The following is a 16822-nucleotide window of genomic DNA, read 5'->3' as shown; positions in this document are numbered from 1 at the left end:
TATCCGCTATCTACAAAGTAGATGGCGGATTTTTTACTTCTCGATATTCAAAAGATTATTAACCGTATTAGAAACGTGTATCGCGCCTTTCAATATCTCATCTATGATGCCAGACGCTTCGTCTATTAATTGTGCGTTCTCTTTGGAGCGTTCGCTTACTTTGCTCATGCTTGTTTTGGCTTGGCGGGTTAGGTTGCTGTTTTGTGCAACCATGTCTTCAATTTCAATAGTAGATTTACTAGTGCGAGAGGCTAGAGTTCTCACTTCATCCGCTACTACAGCAAAACCACGGCCATGTTCGCCTGCGCGGGCTGCTTCTATCGCGGCGTTAAGCGCCAATAAGTTAGTTTGGTCAGCAATTGAGCCAATGGTAGTTACTATTTTTGCGATGCTTTCAGACTGATGATTAAGCTGTTCAATAAGGTCTGTAGAGACTTCAACATCAGCAACGATTTTGTCTGATGTTTCGACAGTACGGCGCAAAATTTGTGCGCCATTTTCTGAAACTTGCGCGGTTTCTACAGAAGTTGAATGAGCCACTTCGGCAGCATGTTGAATGGCGAGTTGAGTATTAACCCTATCAGTAATATCAGAGGCTACTTTAAGTACTTTAACGACTTTACCAAATTGGTCGAAAATAGGGTTGTAACTGGCTTCTAACCATACAGTTTGTCCTTGTTTACCAACACGCTCAAATTGGCCAGTTTTGAAGTCGCCATTAGCAAGCTCTGTCCAAAAGTCTGGGTTGTCCTGATAAAATTGTTCAGTACAAAATTTACGGTGATGCTGGCCAATTATGTCTTTTTTTGACTGATAACCTAATGCCATTAAAAAATTGTCATTTGCGCTAATTACAGTGCCGTCTGGTGTAAATTCAATGGTGGCAGAAGAGCGGTCAATAGCGTTGTAAACGGCTAGCTGACTGTCTGCTATAAGTTTAGCCTTGGTCACATCGGAAGCAATCTTTATTACTTTCACTACTATGCCATCTATTTCAACAGGAAAATAAGTCGCCTCAAGCCAAATATCCGAGCCGTCTTTGTGCTTGCGCAAAAAGGTACCTTCTTTGCTTTTTCCTGTCGCTAGGTCTGGCCAGAAATTTTTGTAATCTAGGCTAGATGTGATTTGAGTCGGGCAGAATAGGGCGTGCTTTTGTCCTTGAACTTCTTCAAGAGAGTAGCCAACCGCATTAAGAAATAGGGGATTTGCTTCTAGTACGGTGCCATCAGGTAAAAAACTGATAGTAGCGCAAAATTTGCTCATTGCTTCTATTGCTGCACTATCGACAGATTGAACTGGTTTATATTCGGTCTGTTTTTTACTGAAAAACATCTGGTGACTCTCCCAAAAGTAATTTTCTTTTAGTTTTTTCTGCTTGATTTATGATCAAACTATAAAGAGTGTTTATAGTTTAAGCTGTCGTTAAAATGTCCAGAAATGTAATGGTTAGGTAGATTTTTTGTAGGTTAAGGTAATTACTTTTCTGTATACAGCAATGTACTTACTGTATTTGAAACGTGTTTAGCGCCTTTTAAAATCTCATCAATGATGTCTGATGCTTCATTAATTAGTTGTGCGTTTTCGCTTGAGCGTTCACTTACTTTACTCATGCTATTTTTTGCTTGAAGGGTTAAATTACTATTTTGTTTGACCATGTCTTCAATTTCGACCGTGGATTTACTTGTTCTGGCGGCGAGCGTACGAACTTCATCAGCGACAACAGCAAAACCTCTGCCATTTTCTCCTGCACGGGCGGCTTCTATCGCCGCATTTAGCGCTAACAAGTTGGTTTGATCGGCAATCGAGCCAATGGTGGAGACTATTTTGGCGATGCTTTGCGATTGGTGATTTAGCTGCTCAATCAGATCGGTAGATACTTGAATATCTGCTACGATTTTGTCAGAGGTATTAACGGTACGGCGTAATATATCTGCGCCATTTTCAGACACTTTGGCGGTTTGTAACGATGTTGAGTTTGCCACTTCAGCAGCGTGCTGAATTGCTAGTTGCGTATTTACTCGTTCTGTAATGTCTGAAGCGACTTTAAGAATCTTAATAACTTTGCCAAATTGGTCGAAAATTGGGTTGTAGCTAGCTTCGAGCCAAATTGTTTTGCCTTGTTTGTTTATACGTTTGAATTGTCCTGTTTTGAAATCACCATGAGCTAACTCTGCCCAGAATTTAGGATTTTCTTGATAAAATTCAGGTGTGCAAAATTGACGGTGATGTTGACCAATAATGTCTTTTCGAGAACGGTACCCCATAGTAGAAATGAAATTATCATTAGCCGTGATAATAGTGCCGTCAGGCATAAATTCTATGGTTGCTGAGGATCTATCAATAGCGTTATAGACAGCACTTTGGCTATCAGTAATGATTTTATTTTGCGTAACATCGGAAGCAATTTTAACCACTTTGACTATTTTTCCATCGACTTCGATTGGAAAATAAGTGGCTTCAAGCCAAATGTCTGAACCGTCTTTATGCTTACGTAAAAAAGTGCCTTGTTTACTTTTACCAGCGGCTAAATCTGACCAAAAATATTTGTAATCTTGACTGGATATAACTTCAGTTGGGCAAAATAGAGCATGTTTTTGACCTTGAATCTCTGCCAGTGAATATCCCACGGTATTGAGGAATAATGAATTAGCGTCTAACACTGTGCCGTCAGGTAAAAAATTAATAGTTGCACAAAACTTTTCCATCGCTTTGATGAAAGCCGAATCTTCGTTCTTAGGTATGATTTCTTCGTTAGCTTTCTTTTGTTTCGTAAAAAACATTACAGTTCCTCGCTTGGGATGTTTCGTCAGTAAGACAGCAGTATCCCCCTGATTTCGTGTAGGCATATTCCTACAGAATTGGTTGAATTTTACACTGTAATGCTTGGCTTTAATGTGTGATAAGTGTCATATACGTGTGATGTTTGTTAGTGGTTCACTAATACTGAGTAACACTGTGTGAATAGATGTTGTCTTTTGGGGAAGAAAAAATGATTAGCTATGAGTGGCCCTGTAGATAAGGAAGTTAGCCTTCTCTAAAGGGCCTGAATAAATTATTTTTCAGTCATTCGAGAAAACATGGTTTCAAACTGACCGATATTCTGTTGGATATAGTCAATAAAAGAACGCATCGCTGGGGTTGGGTGACGTCCTTGTTGATGGATTAAACACCAAGATCGGCGAAGGGGAAAGTCTTTGATCGGTACTTCGATTAAGGTGCCAAGAGTTAATTCAGAGAGAATGCATAGTCTGGGCAATACAGCCACACCAAGCCCTGCAATAACAGCGTGTTTTATGGCATCATTGGAGCCAATTTCCATTTCTGCTTGCAGGCGAATGCGTTGTTTTTGGCAATGCAGTTCTAGTGCTAATCGACTGCCTGAACCCGCTTCTCGAAGTAGTAAATTGTTTTCTAAAAAGGTACTTAATGAGGTCTCTTCTAGAGTGAGAAGAGGGTGGTTTTGTGGTACGACAGCGATTAACTCATTGTTCAAAAAAGGTATGCTAAACATAGGCTTATCATTCTGTACCATGCCCATTATTGCTAATTCATCATGGTTTTCGTTGAGTCGTTCAATGGCCGCCGCGCGGTTCATGACTTTCACATTTATGGTGACGTTTGGATGCAGGCTGGTATAAGCCCGAAGTAAGTAAGGCACCACATATTGCGCTGTACTCACAGCAACCAAGGTTAACTCACCAGATATCAGCCCCGCTTCTTCTGATAAGTCATCTTGAAAACGTTGTATTTCATCAAACATGGCCTGAATGCATTGAGCTAATCGCTTCGCCGTCGCAGTGCTGTAAAGCTGGCGACCAACGTATTCAAACAGTGGTTGTTCCAGTGCTTGTTCAAGTTGTCGTATTTGGTTGCTAACGGCAGGCTGACTAAGACCCAACATATCGCCAGCTCGGCTGTAGCTGCTTAATTCATAAACGCTCTTAAATACTTGCAACTGTCTAAAAGTGAGTCGGCTGACTAAACTTTGTACACTTTGAGGCATTGTTTTTATTTCCCCTTGGTTTATCTATTTTTTCTTATCTATCAGGAATAGCTTATACATAAATGTCGTAATATCAATTTTTACTTTGGTTGGTATTTGAGTAGTCTGAATATTCAGAGATATTTGTACAAAAGTTGTGCTGGCTACGTTGTGCAGTGATCTCTTCAAACAAGAAAGGAGTGACTCATGTTAAAAAAAGTGTTGATCGCTAACCGAGGTGAAATTGCGGTTCGTATCATTCGCGCTTGCTCAGAGGCTGGGATTCGCTCTGTCGCGATATTTACGGAACCGGATCGATATGCGTTGCATGTCAAACGTGCAGACGAGTCTTACTCGTTAGGCGATGATCCACTTGCCGGTTACTTAGACCCTTTGCGTCTAGTGAACTTAGCCATAGAAACAGGTTGTGATGCGATTCACCCAGGTTATGGTTTTTTGTCTGAAAATGCGCATTTTGCAGAGCTGTGTGAGCAAAAAGGCGTTACCTTTATTGGGCCTCATTCTTCTGTCATTCATAAAATGGGCGATAAAACCCAAGCGCGGGACAGTATGCGTGCTGCAGGTATTCCAATTACACCTGGCTCAGAGGGGAATTTAGCGAACCTTGAAGAGGCGCTTGCCTTAGCTGGGAAAGTGGGTTATCCGGTGATGATCAAGGCAACCTCTGGTGGTGGCGGTCGAGGCATTCGCCGCTGCGATACACCAGAAGAATTAACCTCCCAATATCCTCGTGTTATTTCAGAAGCGACCAAAGCCTTTGGTTCAGCTGAAGTGTTTTTAGAGAAATGCATTGTTGACCCTTGTCATATTGAAGTGCAAATTTTGGCGGATTCCCAAGGTGATGCGATTCATTTGTATGAACGTGATTGCTCGATTCAACGTCGTAACCAAAAGCTCATAGAGATTGCACCAAGCCCACAACTCACTCCAGAACAACGCCAATACATTTGTGATCTCGCGGTGCGAGCAGCCAAAGCAGTAGGCTATGTCAACGCGGGTACAGTGGAGTTCTTATTGTCTGGTAATGAAGTGTATTTTATGGAAATGAATACGCGAGTTCAGGTTGAGCACACGATTACCGAGCAAATCACCGGTGTCGATATTGTGCGTGAACAGCTTCGTATCGCGGCTGGTTCGCCGCTCAGCTTCCGCCAAGAAGACATTAGTTATCGTGGTTATGCGATGCAGTTCCGTATTAACGCGGAAGATCCAAAGAACGATTTCTTACCCAGCTTTGGGCGTATTACTCACTACTACGCACCGGGTGGACCGGGGGTTCGTGTGGATACGGCGATTTATACTGGTTACGAGATTCCACCTTACTTTGATTCCATGTGTTTGAAGTTGGTGGTGTGGGCGCTGACCTGGGATGAGATGGTGGCGCGCGGTCGTCGGGCTATTGACGATATGCGTTTGCATGGTATCAAAACCACGGCCAATTATTATCAGCAAATTCTAAAACATCCAGATTTCATCAAAGGGAAATTCAATACTGGATTTGTTCCAGCGCACCCTGAATTATTAAATTATTCCGTTAGACGCCATCCAAGTGATATCGCTTTGGTGTTGGCAGCCGCTATTGCAGCGCATGTTGGTCGATAATCCGCAGGAGGAAGGAAAATGAGTCAAGTTAAACAAAAAATAGAAGTGACAGATGTCACCTTGCGTGATGCTCACCAATCACTTATTGCTACACGTATGCGTACGGAAGACATGCTACCTATTTGTGAGAAACTCGACCAAGTAGGCTTTTGGTCTTTGGAAGTGTGGGGCGGCGCAACTTTTGATGCCTGCGTACGCTTTTTGAAAGAAGACCCTTGGGAGCGTTTGCGTCAGCTTCGTGCGGCTTTGCCTAATACTCGTTTGCAAATGCTGCTGCGTGGTCAAAACCTTTTGGGTTATCGCCATTATGCTGACGATGTTGTGGAAGCTTTTGTGCAAAAAGCCGCAGACAATGGTATTGATGTTTTCCGTGTGTTTGATGCGCTAAATGATCTGCGCAACATTGAAACGGCTATGAAAGCGGTGAAAAAAGCCGGTAAACATGCTCAAGGTACGATTTGTTATACGACCAGCCCAGTGCATACGCCAGCCTTGTTTGTCGAGCAAGCCAAAGCCATGCAAGCCATGGGCGCGGACTCTATTGCCATTAAAGATATGGCGGGATTGTTAACACCTTATGCGACTTATGATCTGGTGAAAGCCATCAAAGAAGCAGTCGACTTGCCTTTGGTCGTACACAGCCACTCAACCTCAGGTTTGGCGCCTTTGTGTCAGCTTAAAGCCATCGAAGCGGGTGCCGACCGTATTGATACCGCGATTTCATCCTTTGCCAGTGGCACCAGCCACCCAGCGACTGAGACTCAAGTGGCGGCTTTGAAAGATACCGATTACGACACGGGTTTAGATTTGGCCTTGTTGTCAGAGATTGCCGATTACTTCCGTGATGTTCGTAAAAAGTATCATCAATTTGAAAGTGAATTTACTCGCGAAGATGTGTCTGTTCAGGTTAACCAAGTACCGGGCGGCATGATGTCCAACTTGGCGAACCAGTTAAAAGAGCAAAATGCCTTAGACAAGATTCGTGAGGTGTTTGCCGAGATTCCTCGTGTTCGTGCTGACTTAGGTTATCCGCCTTTGGTAACGCCTACCTCGCAAATCGTTGGTACACAGGCGGTTTATAACGTATTGGCAGGTCAGCGTTATAAAACCATCACCAATGAAGTGAAACGTTACTTGTTGGGTGGCTACGGCCAACCGCCAGCGGCAGTCAATCCAGACGTGCAGAAAAAAGCCGTAGGTAATGAATCGGTTAACGATGCTCGTCCTGCAGATTCATTGTCTCCAGAGCTTTATAAGCTGCGCAAAGAAATCGGCGAGTTAGCGAAATCAGAAGAGGACGTACTGACCTTTGCTATGTTCCCTGAACTAGGCCGTGAGTTTTTACAGCAACGTGCTGACGGAACCTTGGTTCCAGAAGTCTTGCTACCGCCAGAGCAGGCTGGCCAAGGTGCAGCAGCGGGTGGCTTAGCTACCGAGTTCAAGATCGATGTGCATGGTGAAGTCTACAATGTGGAAATCACCGGCGTGGGTGACTTTGGGGTTGGCAAGCGCAAGTTGTACTTGTCTTTGGACGGTATGCCAGAAGAAGTGGTGTTCGAATCTCTGAACGAATACGTTGCTGAAGGTGGTGCGGGTCGCTCTCGTGCCACAGAACCAGGCCATGTTAGCGCAGCAATGCCAGGTAATATCATTGATGTCTTGGTCAAAGAAGGCGACACGGTAACAGCGGGTCAAGCTGTACTCGTCACTGAAGCGATGAAGATGGAAACCGAAGTGCATGCCAATGTGGCGGGTACGGTAAAAGGCGTTTTCGTTAAGAAAGGCGACCGAGTTACCCCGGGTGAAATGCTGATTGAGATTGCGTAAACCTAGGTTCGGTTAATACCCTAGAAAACGCTTTAAAAACAAAGCCCCTTTGTTATCGACAAAGGGGCTTTTTATTGGCTGAGCAGGTTTGCTAAGGTTAAAACTCTTCTGTATCGATTTCGGCTTGTTGGGCTGCGGTATATCGCGTGCCGTGGACGTTATTTTGATTAATCATCTCGTCTAGCAAGCTGACTTGTTTGGCATCTAGCTTTAATTGCGCCGCTTCAAAATTGTCTCTCATATGGTTAACCGAACGAGTGCCCGGAATAGGGACAATATTTTCATCTTTTGCGGTGAGCCAAGCCAAAGCCAGTTGCGCTGGAGTACAGCCGATGTCTTTGGCAAGGGCAAAGTAATCGTTCAACAAGGCAAGATTATTCGGGTAATGCTCGGCGTTAAAGCGTGGCATGTTATTACGAATATCTTTGGCTTCTAAATCGGCGATGTCTTTCAGAGTACCGGTTAAGAACCCGCGTGCTACTGGGCTGAAAGCGACAAAAGTAATATCTAATTTTTTACAGGCTTCTAAAACCGCGATTTCTGGATTGCGTGTCCATAAAGAGTATTCGGACTGAAGGGCGCTAATAGGGTATTCGCTATGGGCACGGGTTAAGGTTTCGGCGGACACTTCGGATAAACCAATGGCTCCAATTTTGCCTTCTTTTACTAGCTCACCCAGTGCGCCTGCGCTTTCTTCGATGGGCACATTGAAGTCCAAGCGATGCAAATAATACAAATCGATATGCTCTGTTTGCAGGCGTTTTAGGCTGTCTTCGCATTGCTTACGGATGTTTTCTGGTCGGCCGTTAATCTCTTTTTTGCCATCCACCATCGCCATGCCACATTTGCTGGCGAGGAAGATTTCATCTCGGCGATCTTTTAGCGCTTTGCCAACCAAAAGCTCATTGTTGCCGCCGCCATATAAAGTCGCGGTATCAAAATGGCGATAGCCCATTTCAAAAGCTTGATGAAGTGCCTTGATAGCTTGATCTTCTTCAACCGGTGAGCCATAAGCATGGGATAGGTTCATGCAGCCTAAGCCGATTTTGGGGCTGGCTAAGTGAGGGTGTTTTGACATAACAATATCCTTAATAAAAACAGGGAGCCGAAGCTCCCCGTTTGAGTGTTGTTGAGTCACTTTAGAGTCTTGTCACTTTAGACTATTGCGACCTAGGCTTCTAGGCATTCTTCTAAGCGATGTAGGGTTTCCATCGCTTCAATGGCTTGAGTCACACAAGAGTTTGGTGCACGACCTTCTTGAATCGCTGCAATGAATTCTCTGTCTTGTAGTTCGATGCCGTTATTTGAAACCGCTACGCCAGATAGGTCAATCTTGTTTTCGCTGCCGTCGAATAGATCGTCGTAGCGCGCGATATAAGTGCCATTATCGCAAATATAACGGAAGAAAGTACCGAATGGACCGTCGTTATTGAAGGACAAAGATAGCGTACAGATTGCACCGTTAGGCACTTTCATACCAATGCTCATGTCCATGGCGATGCTCAGTTCAGGATGGATCGGACCTTGAAGTGCTTGAACCTTGCTTGCTGTTTCGCCAGTTTGGTACTGGAACAAATCCACAGTGTGGCAAGCATGGTGCCATAGAAGGTGGTCAGTCCAAGAACGTGCTTGGCCAAGGGCGTTTTTGTTGGAACGGCGGAAAAAGTAGGTTTGCACGTCCATTTGTTGAACGTTTAATTCGCCAGCCATTATCTTGTTATGAATCCACTGGTGCGAAGGATTGAAGCGACGAGTGTGTCCTGCCATGGCAACTAGGCCAGTTTTCTTTTGTACTTCAACCACTTTGCGAGCGTCTTCAATGTTGTCTGCCATTGGAATTTCAGACATAACATGTTTGCCAGCTTCTAGGCATTGAATCGTTTGTGCTGCGTGCATTTGAGTTGGGGTAGCTAGGATTACCGCATCAACGTCATCACGAGCTAGGCTTTCTGCTAGATCCGTTGTGTAGTGATGAACACCGCGCTCTTCAGCGAAGGCTTTAATCGCATCGATTTTTGTGCCAACCACAGAAACGACTTCTGCACCTTCAATCGCCTTAATGGCGTCCATGTGTTTCATGCCGAAAGCGCCTGATGCACCAGCGATACAAATTCTCATTAGTCAGCTCCTGTAAATATGAGTCTGTTATTTTAAAAAATTAGGCTTTGATATTATTAAAGAATCTAACATTCGTCGCCTCTTGGGGGTAATCCATTAACCGCATAAGCTATTCATTTTTTGCAATGACAGTTTTTAGCTTTCACCGAAAATGTTCTGAGATATCTCGTAATAAACTCAGAAAGTGGGATTGAGTGACGGTCGGAAGCCAGCTTTTTCGCACACAAAGCCCAATTGGTCGGCGTGTATGGTCCAACGGAAAGTTGATGACATTGAGCAATTCAATATTAATTTCTCGCTCCACTTGGTGTGCCGAGATGAGAGTCAACCGATCGCTTTCGATTAATAGCTCACGAATAAGTATCTGTGAACTGGATTCAACCAATCGTGTTGGTAAGGCGATACCAGCGTCTTTGAAAATGTCTTCGAAAGCTTGCCTAGTCGGTGTGCCTTTGGCGGGAACGACCCAAGCAAACTCGGCGAGGTCTTGTGCGCTGATGGTGCTTTTGCTCATTAATGGATGATCTTTACGAGCCACTACCGACAATGGTGGCGCCCATAATTCTTCCTGAACCACATCATCCGCCGGTGTTGGATGACGTAAGGCACCTAATATAATGTCGATGTCGCCTTGGCGTAGGTGATGAAGCAAATCCGCATACGGACCTTCGGTTACATTGATGTTCACATCAGGATGACGCTCGTTAAACTGTAAAATCGATTTTGGCAAAATGGTCATACGTGCCAAAGGCATGCTGCCTATTGTGATAGTACTGACATCTTTAAACTGTAAGGCGTTGATCTCGTAAATGCCTTGGCGTAATTCGCTGAAGGCCAATTTTGTTGCTTTTGCTAAGATTTGAGCTGCTTTGGTTGCGCTGGTGCCTAAGCTGTTTTTTTCGAATAATATAACGCCGAGCAGGCGCTCTAAGTCACGAGCCGCACGATGCACTGAAGACTGCGACACAGCTAGATTTCGGCTCGCAATGCTGAAGTTTTGCGCTTCGCTCACAGCAATTAAAGCTCTTAATTGTGTGGTGCTAATTAAGGCGATGAGATTTTTAGGTGTACGTTCTTTTTGAGTCGCGTCTTTAACGATTTCTTGTGTGGCGGTTTGAATGTAATCTATGGCGCGACTAACACGGTTTTGCCATACCTCGCCTGACGGTGTGGGATACATGCCATCTGAATGGCGCTCAAAAAGCGGTGCACCTAATAAGCCTTCTAGCTTGGCGATGGCTTGCGTGATAGCTGGCTGAGATAAAAAGATATGTTCAGAAGCTCGGGTGATGCTTTTTAGTTCTGCGACTGCTAGAAATACCCGTAAATGCCGTAAGTTGGGAATTGCTATCTCCATGAGACCTCCTTAGTTTTTTATAAACTATATCAAAAATGAATATCAAAGGAATCAAGGATTAAGATTAATCTCTGATTGTTTGATATATGCAACCAGAATGGCCTGATCATCTAGAATACATGGAAATAATGCGTTCTATTTTTCAAATGGTAATAATAGATTTGGGTACAACTTTTTTATTGTTCGTTTGTTTTGATGCCTGCTGTTTGATACAGGTAATGCTGATATAATTTTTTCACTCAAAATACATGTCAAATTGTCATACAACAAAACACGAGTTTTGGTATACGCTTCTTCTATCTTTGATAAAAGAAGCGTTTTTGTATCAGTGACCTGTGTTGCTTACGTAAGACTTAACAAGGGGTTTCGTTCCAGAAGGACTCCTTAATAGAGCATTAACACACTGTTAGTAGCAGCGTTTTTTTATCTTCTAATTCTCAATTATTAACGCTATGACATTCTTTTTTGGAATACGTTGGAGGCAATTACAATGTTACATTTAGGTCTAATTGGTCAGGCTATTGCCGCTTCTCGATCTCCTTCTCTACACATGATGTTGGGTGAACTAAAGCAGTTGCCAGTGGATTACCAGTTGCAAGTGCCAGAAGATGAAACGGCTGAATCCTTTAACGCCAAGCTTGCTGAAATTCGTGCTTTAGGCTTTGTCGGTACGAATGTGACTTTTCCCTATAAACAAATTGCCATTGACAGTGCGGATGAAGTAAACGACGCGGTGAAGAAAGTTGGCGCCAGCAATACCTTGTTACTAAAAGACGGCAAAGTCTGTGCTTTTAATACTGATTACACGGGCTTTATCCGAGGCTATAAAGGCCGAGTTGGGGATTTGCCAGCAGGTAAAGTACTGATGATTGGCGCTGGTGGTGTGGGCCGAGCGATTGGTTTTGCCTTGTTTGAAGTGGGTGCGACAGAAGTGTTGGTCACCGATTTGAGCGAACGCAGCGCGCAATCTTTGGTTGATGCTATTAATGAAGCAGGTTACAAAGCACGCGTTGTTGCCAAAGAAGACATTGCTGAAGCGGCAGCTGAAGTTGATGGTTTGGTAAACTGCACGCCTGTAGGTCATTTGAAAAGCCCTGGCATGCCATTGGCGGCAGAGTTGATTCAAGTGCAGAAATGGGCATTTGATGCGGTTTACACCCCAATGGATACTGAATTCTTAGTGGAAGCGAATAAAAAAGGTCTGCAAATTGTGTCAGGCTTTGATTTGTTCTTTTATCAAGGAATCGATGCTTTCGAAATCTTCACTGGTCAGGAAGTAACGGATGTTAAACCTGTTTGGGATCAATTCCGTGAAAAATACGATGTAGTGAGCTCATTGATCTAGAGAGATTGTTGGTAACTAAATAAATTCATAGAATGAGTGATGAAGAGAAGACGCCAAATGGCGTCTTCTAGTTTGGTTTATCCACTAAGATAACTTTGCTCGTGATATAGTGCAGAGGTCTTACAAGAAAAAGAAAAGGCCTTTAAAATTTTCTATGATTAACTCCGATGACCGTAAATTGGTTGGGCAATCTGTTTATGAGCAGCTACGTTCAGATATCGTAACGGGTAAGCTTTCTCCAGGTGAAAAGCTTAAATTAAACGCTTTGCGTATTCGTTACAGTGCCAGTGTTAATACCTTACGTGAAACCTTGATGCGCTTAGTATCAGATGGTTTTGTACTATTTGTAGATCAAAAAGGTTTTACGGTAAAACCCGTTTCTACCGCCGATTTGCGTGAATTATTAGAGCTGAGACAAATGTTGGAGTTGTCGGCAGTACGCAAATCAATGGAAAATAAAATAGGTCATATGGAATGGAAGTCCGCTTTGATCAGCGCGCATTTTCGTTTGAACTGTGTTGAAAAGCTGATGATGGAAGATGAAGGTAGCCATGTTCAGGCATGGGAAAAAGCTGACCGAGACTTTCACGTTACCATGGTGTCTCATTGTGGTTCGCAGCAGTTGATTCGTTACCACGCATCAGTGATTGAGCTTTATATGCGTTATCAGGTGTTGGCGTTACACCGCCGGCCATTTCGCGGCCAAGCTTCTGTAGAAGAGCATCAGAAACTGCTTAAACACCTTCTTGATGATGAAATTGAGTCAGTATTGACTATCTTAGATTCGCATATTCAGAAAGGGTTGGTCCTACCAGATCCTGAAAAAATATCGCTCAATACAAAATCTAAAGCTATCGCTTAACGCTCATTCGATATGATTTCTATGATGAAAACTCTAGCCGAGTTAAAAGCATATAACGCAATAAACCACGAGGATATGGTGACATGGAAGCCGTAATAAACATCACAGCACCGATCTTTTTTTTGATATTTGTGGGATTTATCTGTGTTCGATATTCCTTTCTGCCGCAAGCTGCAATTCCTGGGTTAAGTCGTTTTGTTTTGTATCTTGCCTTGCCTGCTTTGATTTTTATGAAATTATCAAGCATGGAGCTGAAAGAAGTCCTGCATTTTGACTATCTTGCTGTGTATGCAGCGAGTGGTTTAGCGACTTTTTTTATTACTGTGTTGCTGAGCTGGCGATTGCTTAAAAGTGGTTTGGTTGATGCTGGCGTAAGAGGTGTTGGGGCAACCATGTCAAACAGTGCTTTTATTGGCTTTCCTGTCCTATTACAGTTTTTTGATCCTCCTTTGACGCAGGCATTTGTGATGTCGTTGATGGTCGAAAATATTATCTTTCTGCCAATTTGCTTAATTTTTATAGAAACAGTGTTGGGTAAGAGTGAAAGCAGTGGTAAAGCGCTTTTCATTGTTGTTTTAAAGCGCATCTCGACTAATCCATTATTAATTGCGTTAGTCGCTGGCCTAACGTTTTCTATTTTTGAACTAGGTTTGCCGAACTTTATTGGCAAAGGCTTGGATTTACTGGCTGCATCGGCTTCTGCAGCTGCGCTTATTGTGATTGGCGGCTCTTTAGTTGGCGTATCTATTAAAGGTCAACTAAGCCCTATTTTGCTGGTGGCTGCTGGTAAGTTAGTGCTGTTTCCAGTGCTGGTTACCTTGTTCTTGTTGCTTACACCTAACATGGCAAACGAATTCAAAATCGCGGTAATTATATTCGCTTCAGTGCCTATGTTTAGCACTTATCCCATTGTTTGCGGGGCATATGGCGCGCGCAGTTTTTGCGCCAGCACTTTGTTAATAACCACTGTGTTGTCATTTTTTACCTTGAGCGTCTTATTGCGATTCTTTGTATAAGAGTAAGACCATCCCCCAGTTTGTTTGAATATTTATATTGATTTATAGGAGCAATTATTATGTCTACCATCATGGTATTAAACGGTCCAAATTTAAATTTACTTGGCACTCGTGAGCCAGCAACTTATGGTTACGAGACGCTCGCTGATGTTGAAGCTATGTGTCGTGAAGCGGCGGCATCATTAGGTCATGAGGTGGAATGCCATCAATCTAACCATGAAGGTGTTTTGATTGACCTCATTCATGAAGCGGGACGTCGTATTAAAGCGGGCGAAGTATTGGGTGTGGTATTCAATCCAGGTGCTTATACTCATACATCTGTTGCGCTTCACGATGCGATAAAAGGCGCGGATGTGCCAGTGATTGAAGTCCACATTTCCAATGTACACGCTCGTGAAGCCTTCCGTCATCATTCTTATATTTCCCCTGCAGCAACGGGAATTGTCGTTGGTATGGGCGTTCAAGGGTATGTGTTGGGGATTCAGGGCTTAGTGCATAAGATCAAAGCTTAGTGCTTGCTAATACTTTGTTAAAAACAGATTCAAAATACTCATTTATAATCCATTTTTGTCTTTCTGATGGTCTTAGCTTAAGCCCATCAGAGACAAAATAACGGCAAGCGTGACGAATGACGCCAGTGTGGTGATCAATAAAATACTTGCACAAAGAGAACGGAATCCATACTGGCTACCGATAATGGGATAAATACTCATCATAGGAACGGCCGCAATCAAGATACCACCGAGCAGCAGGTTACGGTCCATTTCTGGCATAAAGAGTGCCACGACAGCAATCATCAATGGATGTAGTACTAGTTTTCCTGTGGTGACAAAGCAAATATCTTTGGCATTGCCTGCTAGGCTGGTTCCGACTAATGAACCACCAAGTACAATGAGTGCGAGTGTGGCAGATGCTCCGGATAGCATGACCAATACTCGATCAATCACAGCAGGCAATTCTAGATGAAAGGTCGAGGCTAATACACCGCCAGTGACGGCCAGAATCAACGGATTTTTGATCAACCTTTTTACCACGGTATAGAGCATGTAGGAGGGTTTTAAGCCTTGTCCTCTGGAAGCGCTTATTTCTAGAATCACAAAGGTGATTGGCAGAACCAGAATGTTTTCTATGATTAATGACATGGCAAATGCTGCCGTTGGGGGATCACTAAAGGCCAGTAACATCACAGGATAAGCGAAAAATGCCGAGTTTGAACAGGACATTCCCGCGCCTTTCAACGTACTCTCTATTAAAGAACGCCCCATTATTTTTAAGCTAATCACCATTCCAATAAGAAGGGTTAAGATTGAACCAATGGCGTATGTGGCAAGATAGGTTGGGACAATAACCTCATTAAATTCCATTCTGGCCAAGGTGCTAAAAATCAATGCAGGAAGCGTGAAATACATGACGATTTTCGCCATGCCCGCAATGGTGTCACCAGGAACCAACTTAACGCGAACCGCAAAGTACCCCAACATAATCATGATAAAAATTGGAGTAGTGATCGCAACAATAGTCAGCATCTAAGGTTCCTGTTTTTGTAACTAAAAGAGCAGTTTAAATGGCTGGGCCATCTTTATGGTGATGATCAATCGGTTTGTAGTAGCTGTCTAAGGTTTGTGCCGTATCTCGAATGGCATTCATAAAGAGTTTAAGCGCCATAGACGGCACCGAGTCCGCTCGTGTTGTTAAACCAACCGCCCCTAGCGTTTCTTTTGTGTCGATAGGCAATTCATCCAGTTCGCCATCCGAAATTTCTCGCGCTACTACGCCACGGGAAATGATCCACACTGCATCGTTGTTGCGAATAAACTCCTTACCAAATGAATCTGATACGGTGTCGATTCTATCGGTGAGAGTGCTAACCCCTTGGGATAATAAAAAACGATCTACATAAGGTGCGGTAATGGAACCTTTTGGCGGGTAGAGCACGGTGTAATTGGCAATATCGCCGATTTGGAAGTTTTCTTTTGTTAACAATGGGTGATTGGGGCGAACGGTAAAAGTTACCTGTTCAGAATACAAATGTTGGAATGACAAGCCAGACATGGCTTCTGGAACGCCTAAGCGGCCAACTACTAAATCCAATTCGCCAACTCTTAGTTGGCTCATTAATAAGGCGTTGGGGCCAGAGACCAAATGCAGACGAACATCAATACCACCAGTGCGAAAGCGCTTCACGGATTCCGGTAAAATACTGGTCGCAACGGTTGGTAAAACACCAATACTGATTCGGCTGATGCCTTTTTGTTGTGCTTGAACAACGCGTTCGGTGCCTTCTCGTAATGCGGCAACACTGGTGCTAGCGTGCTCCAGAAATACATTGCCGAATGGAGTCAACTCAACGCCTTTTTTACTGCGCTCTAAGAGCCTGACGCCTAAAATGTCTTCCAATTCTTTCAGTTTTTTTGATACAGCTGGTTGGGTGAGAGCTAATACATCGGCGGCGCGAACAACGCTGCCTTGGCGAGTGACTTCTAAAAAACATTGAAGGTGGCGATATTTAATACGGTTTTCTAACATAAAAAGTCTCCCATCGTACACGCATGGTTTCAGTCGCTGCTAATTGGTTATTAGGTAGTCAGCCACTAAGTAAGAAACACTAAGGAATCAGGCTCATTACAAGCGCTAATAAGGGAATGATTTTCCTATATTACACTCCTATGTCACGTTTTTGGAAAGATGCTAT

Annotated in this window: 13 protein-coding genes and 2 pseudogenes; 6 read left to right on the top strand and 9 right to left on the bottom strand. The window is 43.6% G+C overall.

Features of this window, described 5'->3' with window-relative positions:
* Positions 1 to 33: 33 nt before the first annotated feature.
* The 4 genes and pseudogenes from CYL31_RS18435 to CYL31_RS18425 all read right to left on the bottom strand — a co-directional run bounded on the left by CYL31_RS18435 (position 34) and on the right by CYL31_RS18425 (position 4003).
* Positions 34 to 1332, bottom strand: coding sequence for a methyl-accepting chemotaxis protein (locus CYL31_RS18435; RefSeq protein WP_212916595.1), 1299 nt, complete (start codon positions 1330 to 1332; stop codon positions 34 to 36).
* Between the two features lie 143 nt (positions 1333 to 1475).
* Positions 1476 to 1844 (bottom strand): annotated as a pseudogene (locus CYL31_RS20940) (methyl-accepting chemotaxis protein); the annotation flags it as partial.
* A gap of 171 nt (positions 1845 to 2015) precedes the next feature.
* A pseudogene (locus tag CYL31_RS20935) lies at positions 2016 to 2705 on the bottom strand (PAS domain-containing protein); the annotation flags it as partial.
* A 347-nt stretch (positions 2706 to 3052) separates the two neighbouring features.
* A complete protein-coding gene (locus CYL31_RS18425; RefSeq protein WP_212916593.1) occupies positions 3053 to 4003 on the bottom strand; it encodes a LysR family transcriptional regulator in 951 nt (316 codons plus the stop codon).
* Between the two features lie 186 nt (positions 4004 to 4189).
* On the opposite strand from CYL31_RS18425, the gene CYL31_RS18420 reads away from it, so the two are divergent.
* Both CYL31_RS18420 and oadA read left to right on the top strand, forming a co-directional pair.
* Positions 4190 to 5605: an acetyl-CoA carboxylase biotin carboxylase subunit gene (locus CYL31_RS18420; protein WP_212916592.1), complete on the top strand. Its 1416-nt coding sequence runs from the start codon at positions 4190 to 4192 to the stop codon at positions 5603 to 5605.
* Positions 5606 to 5623: 18 nt separating this feature from the next.
* Positions 5624 to 7432, top strand: a complete 1809-nt coding sequence (gene oadA / locus CYL31_RS18415) for a sodium-extruding oxaloacetate decarboxylase subunit alpha (RefSeq protein WP_212916591.1) — start codon at positions 5624 to 5626, stop codon at positions 7430 to 7432.
* 97 nt (positions 7433 to 7529) lie between these two features.
* Here the strand turns inward: oadA and CYL31_RS18410 are convergent, their stop codons facing one another.
* The 3 genes from CYL31_RS18410 to CYL31_RS18400 form a co-directional block, all read right to left on the bottom strand.
* The gene (locus tag CYL31_RS18410) at positions 7530 to 8510 is read right to left on the bottom strand and encodes an aldo/keto reductase (RefSeq protein WP_212916590.1); all 981 of its coding nucleotides are present in this window, start codon (positions 8508 to 8510) and stop codon (positions 7530 to 7532) included.
* A 92-nt stretch (positions 8511 to 8602) separates the two neighbouring features.
* On the bottom strand, positions 8603 to 9550 hold the full coding sequence (locus tag CYL31_RS18405) for a Gfo/Idh/MocA family oxidoreductase (protein WP_212916589.1): 948 nt from the start codon (positions 9548 to 9550) through the stop codon (positions 8603 to 8605).
* A 142-nt stretch (positions 9551 to 9692) separates the two neighbouring features.
* A complete protein-coding gene (locus tag CYL31_RS18400) occupies positions 9693 to 10907 on the bottom strand; it encodes a LysR family transcriptional regulator (protein ID WP_212916588.1) in 1215 nt (404 codons plus the stop codon).
* A 490-nt stretch (positions 10908 to 11397) separates the two neighbouring features.
* Here CYL31_RS18400 and CYL31_RS18395 point away from each other — a divergent pair, with 490 nt between their 5' ends.
* From CYL31_RS18395 to aroQ, 4 genes are all read left to right on the top strand, one after another.
* Entirely contained in the window at positions 11398 to 12252 is an 855-nt protein-coding gene (locus CYL31_RS18395; RefSeq protein ID WP_212916587.1) for a shikimate dehydrogenase family protein, read from the top strand.
* Positions 12253 to 12406: 154 nt separating this feature from the next.
* A complete protein-coding gene (locus tag CYL31_RS18390; protein ID WP_114411290.1) occupies positions 12407 to 13114 on the top strand; it encodes a GntR family transcriptional regulator in 708 nt (235 codons plus the stop codon).
* Positions 13115 to 13197: 83 nt separating this feature from the next.
* Positions 13198 to 14130: an AEC family transporter gene (locus CYL31_RS18385; RefSeq protein WP_212916586.1), complete on the top strand. Its 933-nt coding sequence runs from the start codon at positions 13198 to 13200 to the stop codon at positions 14128 to 14130.
* 59 nt (positions 14131 to 14189) lie between these two features.
* The gene (gene aroQ, locus CYL31_RS18380) at positions 14190 to 14642 is read left to right on the top strand and encodes a type II 3-dehydroquinate dehydratase (RefSeq protein ID WP_212916585.1); all 453 of its coding nucleotides are present in this window, start codon (positions 14190 to 14192) and stop codon (positions 14640 to 14642) included.
* A 72-nt stretch (positions 14643 to 14714) separates the two neighbouring features.
* Here the strand turns inward: aroQ and CYL31_RS18375 are convergent, their stop codons facing one another.
* A complete protein-coding gene (locus tag CYL31_RS18375; protein WP_212916584.1) occupies positions 14715 to 15656 on the bottom strand; it encodes an AEC family transporter in 942 nt (313 codons plus the stop codon).
* A gap of 34 nt (positions 15657 to 15690) precedes the next feature.
* On the bottom strand, positions 15691 to 16656 hold the full coding sequence (pcaQ, locus tag CYL31_RS18370) for a pca operon transcription factor PcaQ (RefSeq protein ID WP_212916583.1): 966 nt from the start codon (positions 16654 to 16656) through the stop codon (positions 15691 to 15693).
* Positions 16657 to 16822 lie beyond the last annotated feature (166 nt).

The sequence above is a fragment of the Marinomonas sp. A3A genome (assembly GCF_018336955.1).
Taxonomy (GTDB): domain Bacteria; phylum Pseudomonadota; class Gammaproteobacteria; order Pseudomonadales; family Marinomonadaceae; genus Marinomonas; species Marinomonas lutimaris.
This window is presented reverse-complemented; position numbering and strand designations above follow the sequence as displayed.

Bases quoted from the DNA above. Each gene is read 5' to 3' on its own strand.
- CYL31_RS18435 (WP_212916595.1), bottom strand. From the start codon at position 1,332: ATGTTTTTCAGTAAAAAACAGACCGAATATAAACCAGTTCAATCTGTC.
- CYL31_RS18425 (WP_212916593.1), bottom strand. From the start codon at position 4,003: ATGCCTCAAAGTGTACAAAGTTTAGTCAGCCGACTCACTTTTAGACAG.
- CYL31_RS18420 (WP_212916592.1), top strand. From the start codon at position 4,190: ATGTTAAAAAAAGTGTTGATCGCTAACCGAGGTGAAATTGCGGTTCGT.
- oadA (WP_212916591.1), top strand. From the start codon at position 5,624: ATGAGTCAAGTTAAACAAAAAATAGAAGTGACAGATGTCACCTTGCGT.
- CYL31_RS18410 (WP_212916590.1), bottom strand. From the start codon at position 8,510: ATGTCAAAACACCCTCACTTAGCCAGCCCCAAAATCGGCTTAGGCTGC.
- CYL31_RS18405 (WP_212916589.1), bottom strand. From the start codon at position 9,550: ATGAGAATTTGTATCGCTGGTGCATCAGGCGCTTTCGGCATGAAACAC.
- CYL31_RS18400 (WP_212916588.1), bottom strand. From the start codon at position 10,907: ATGGAGATAGCAATTCCCAACTTACGGCATTTACGGGTATTTCTAGCA.
- CYL31_RS18395 (WP_212916587.1), top strand. From the start codon at position 11,398: ATGTTACATTTAGGTCTAATTGGTCAGGCTATTGCCGCTTCTCGATCT.
- CYL31_RS18390 (WP_114411290.1), top strand. From the start codon at position 12,407: ATGATTAACTCCGATGACCGTAAATTGGTTGGGCAATCTGTTTATGAG.
- CYL31_RS18385 (WP_212916586.1), top strand. From the start codon at position 13,198: ATGGAAGCCGTAATAAACATCACAGCACCGATCTTTTTTTTGATATTT.
- aroQ (WP_212916585.1), top strand. From the start codon at position 14,190: ATGTCTACCATCATGGTATTAAACGGTCCAAATTTAAATTTACTTGGC.
- CYL31_RS18375 (WP_212916584.1), bottom strand. From the start codon at position 15,656: ATGCTGACTATTGTTGCGATCACTACTCCAATTTTTATCATGATTATG.
- pcaQ (WP_212916583.1), bottom strand. From the start codon at position 16,656: ATGTTAGAAAACCGTATTAAATATCGCCACCTTCAATGTTTTTTAGAA.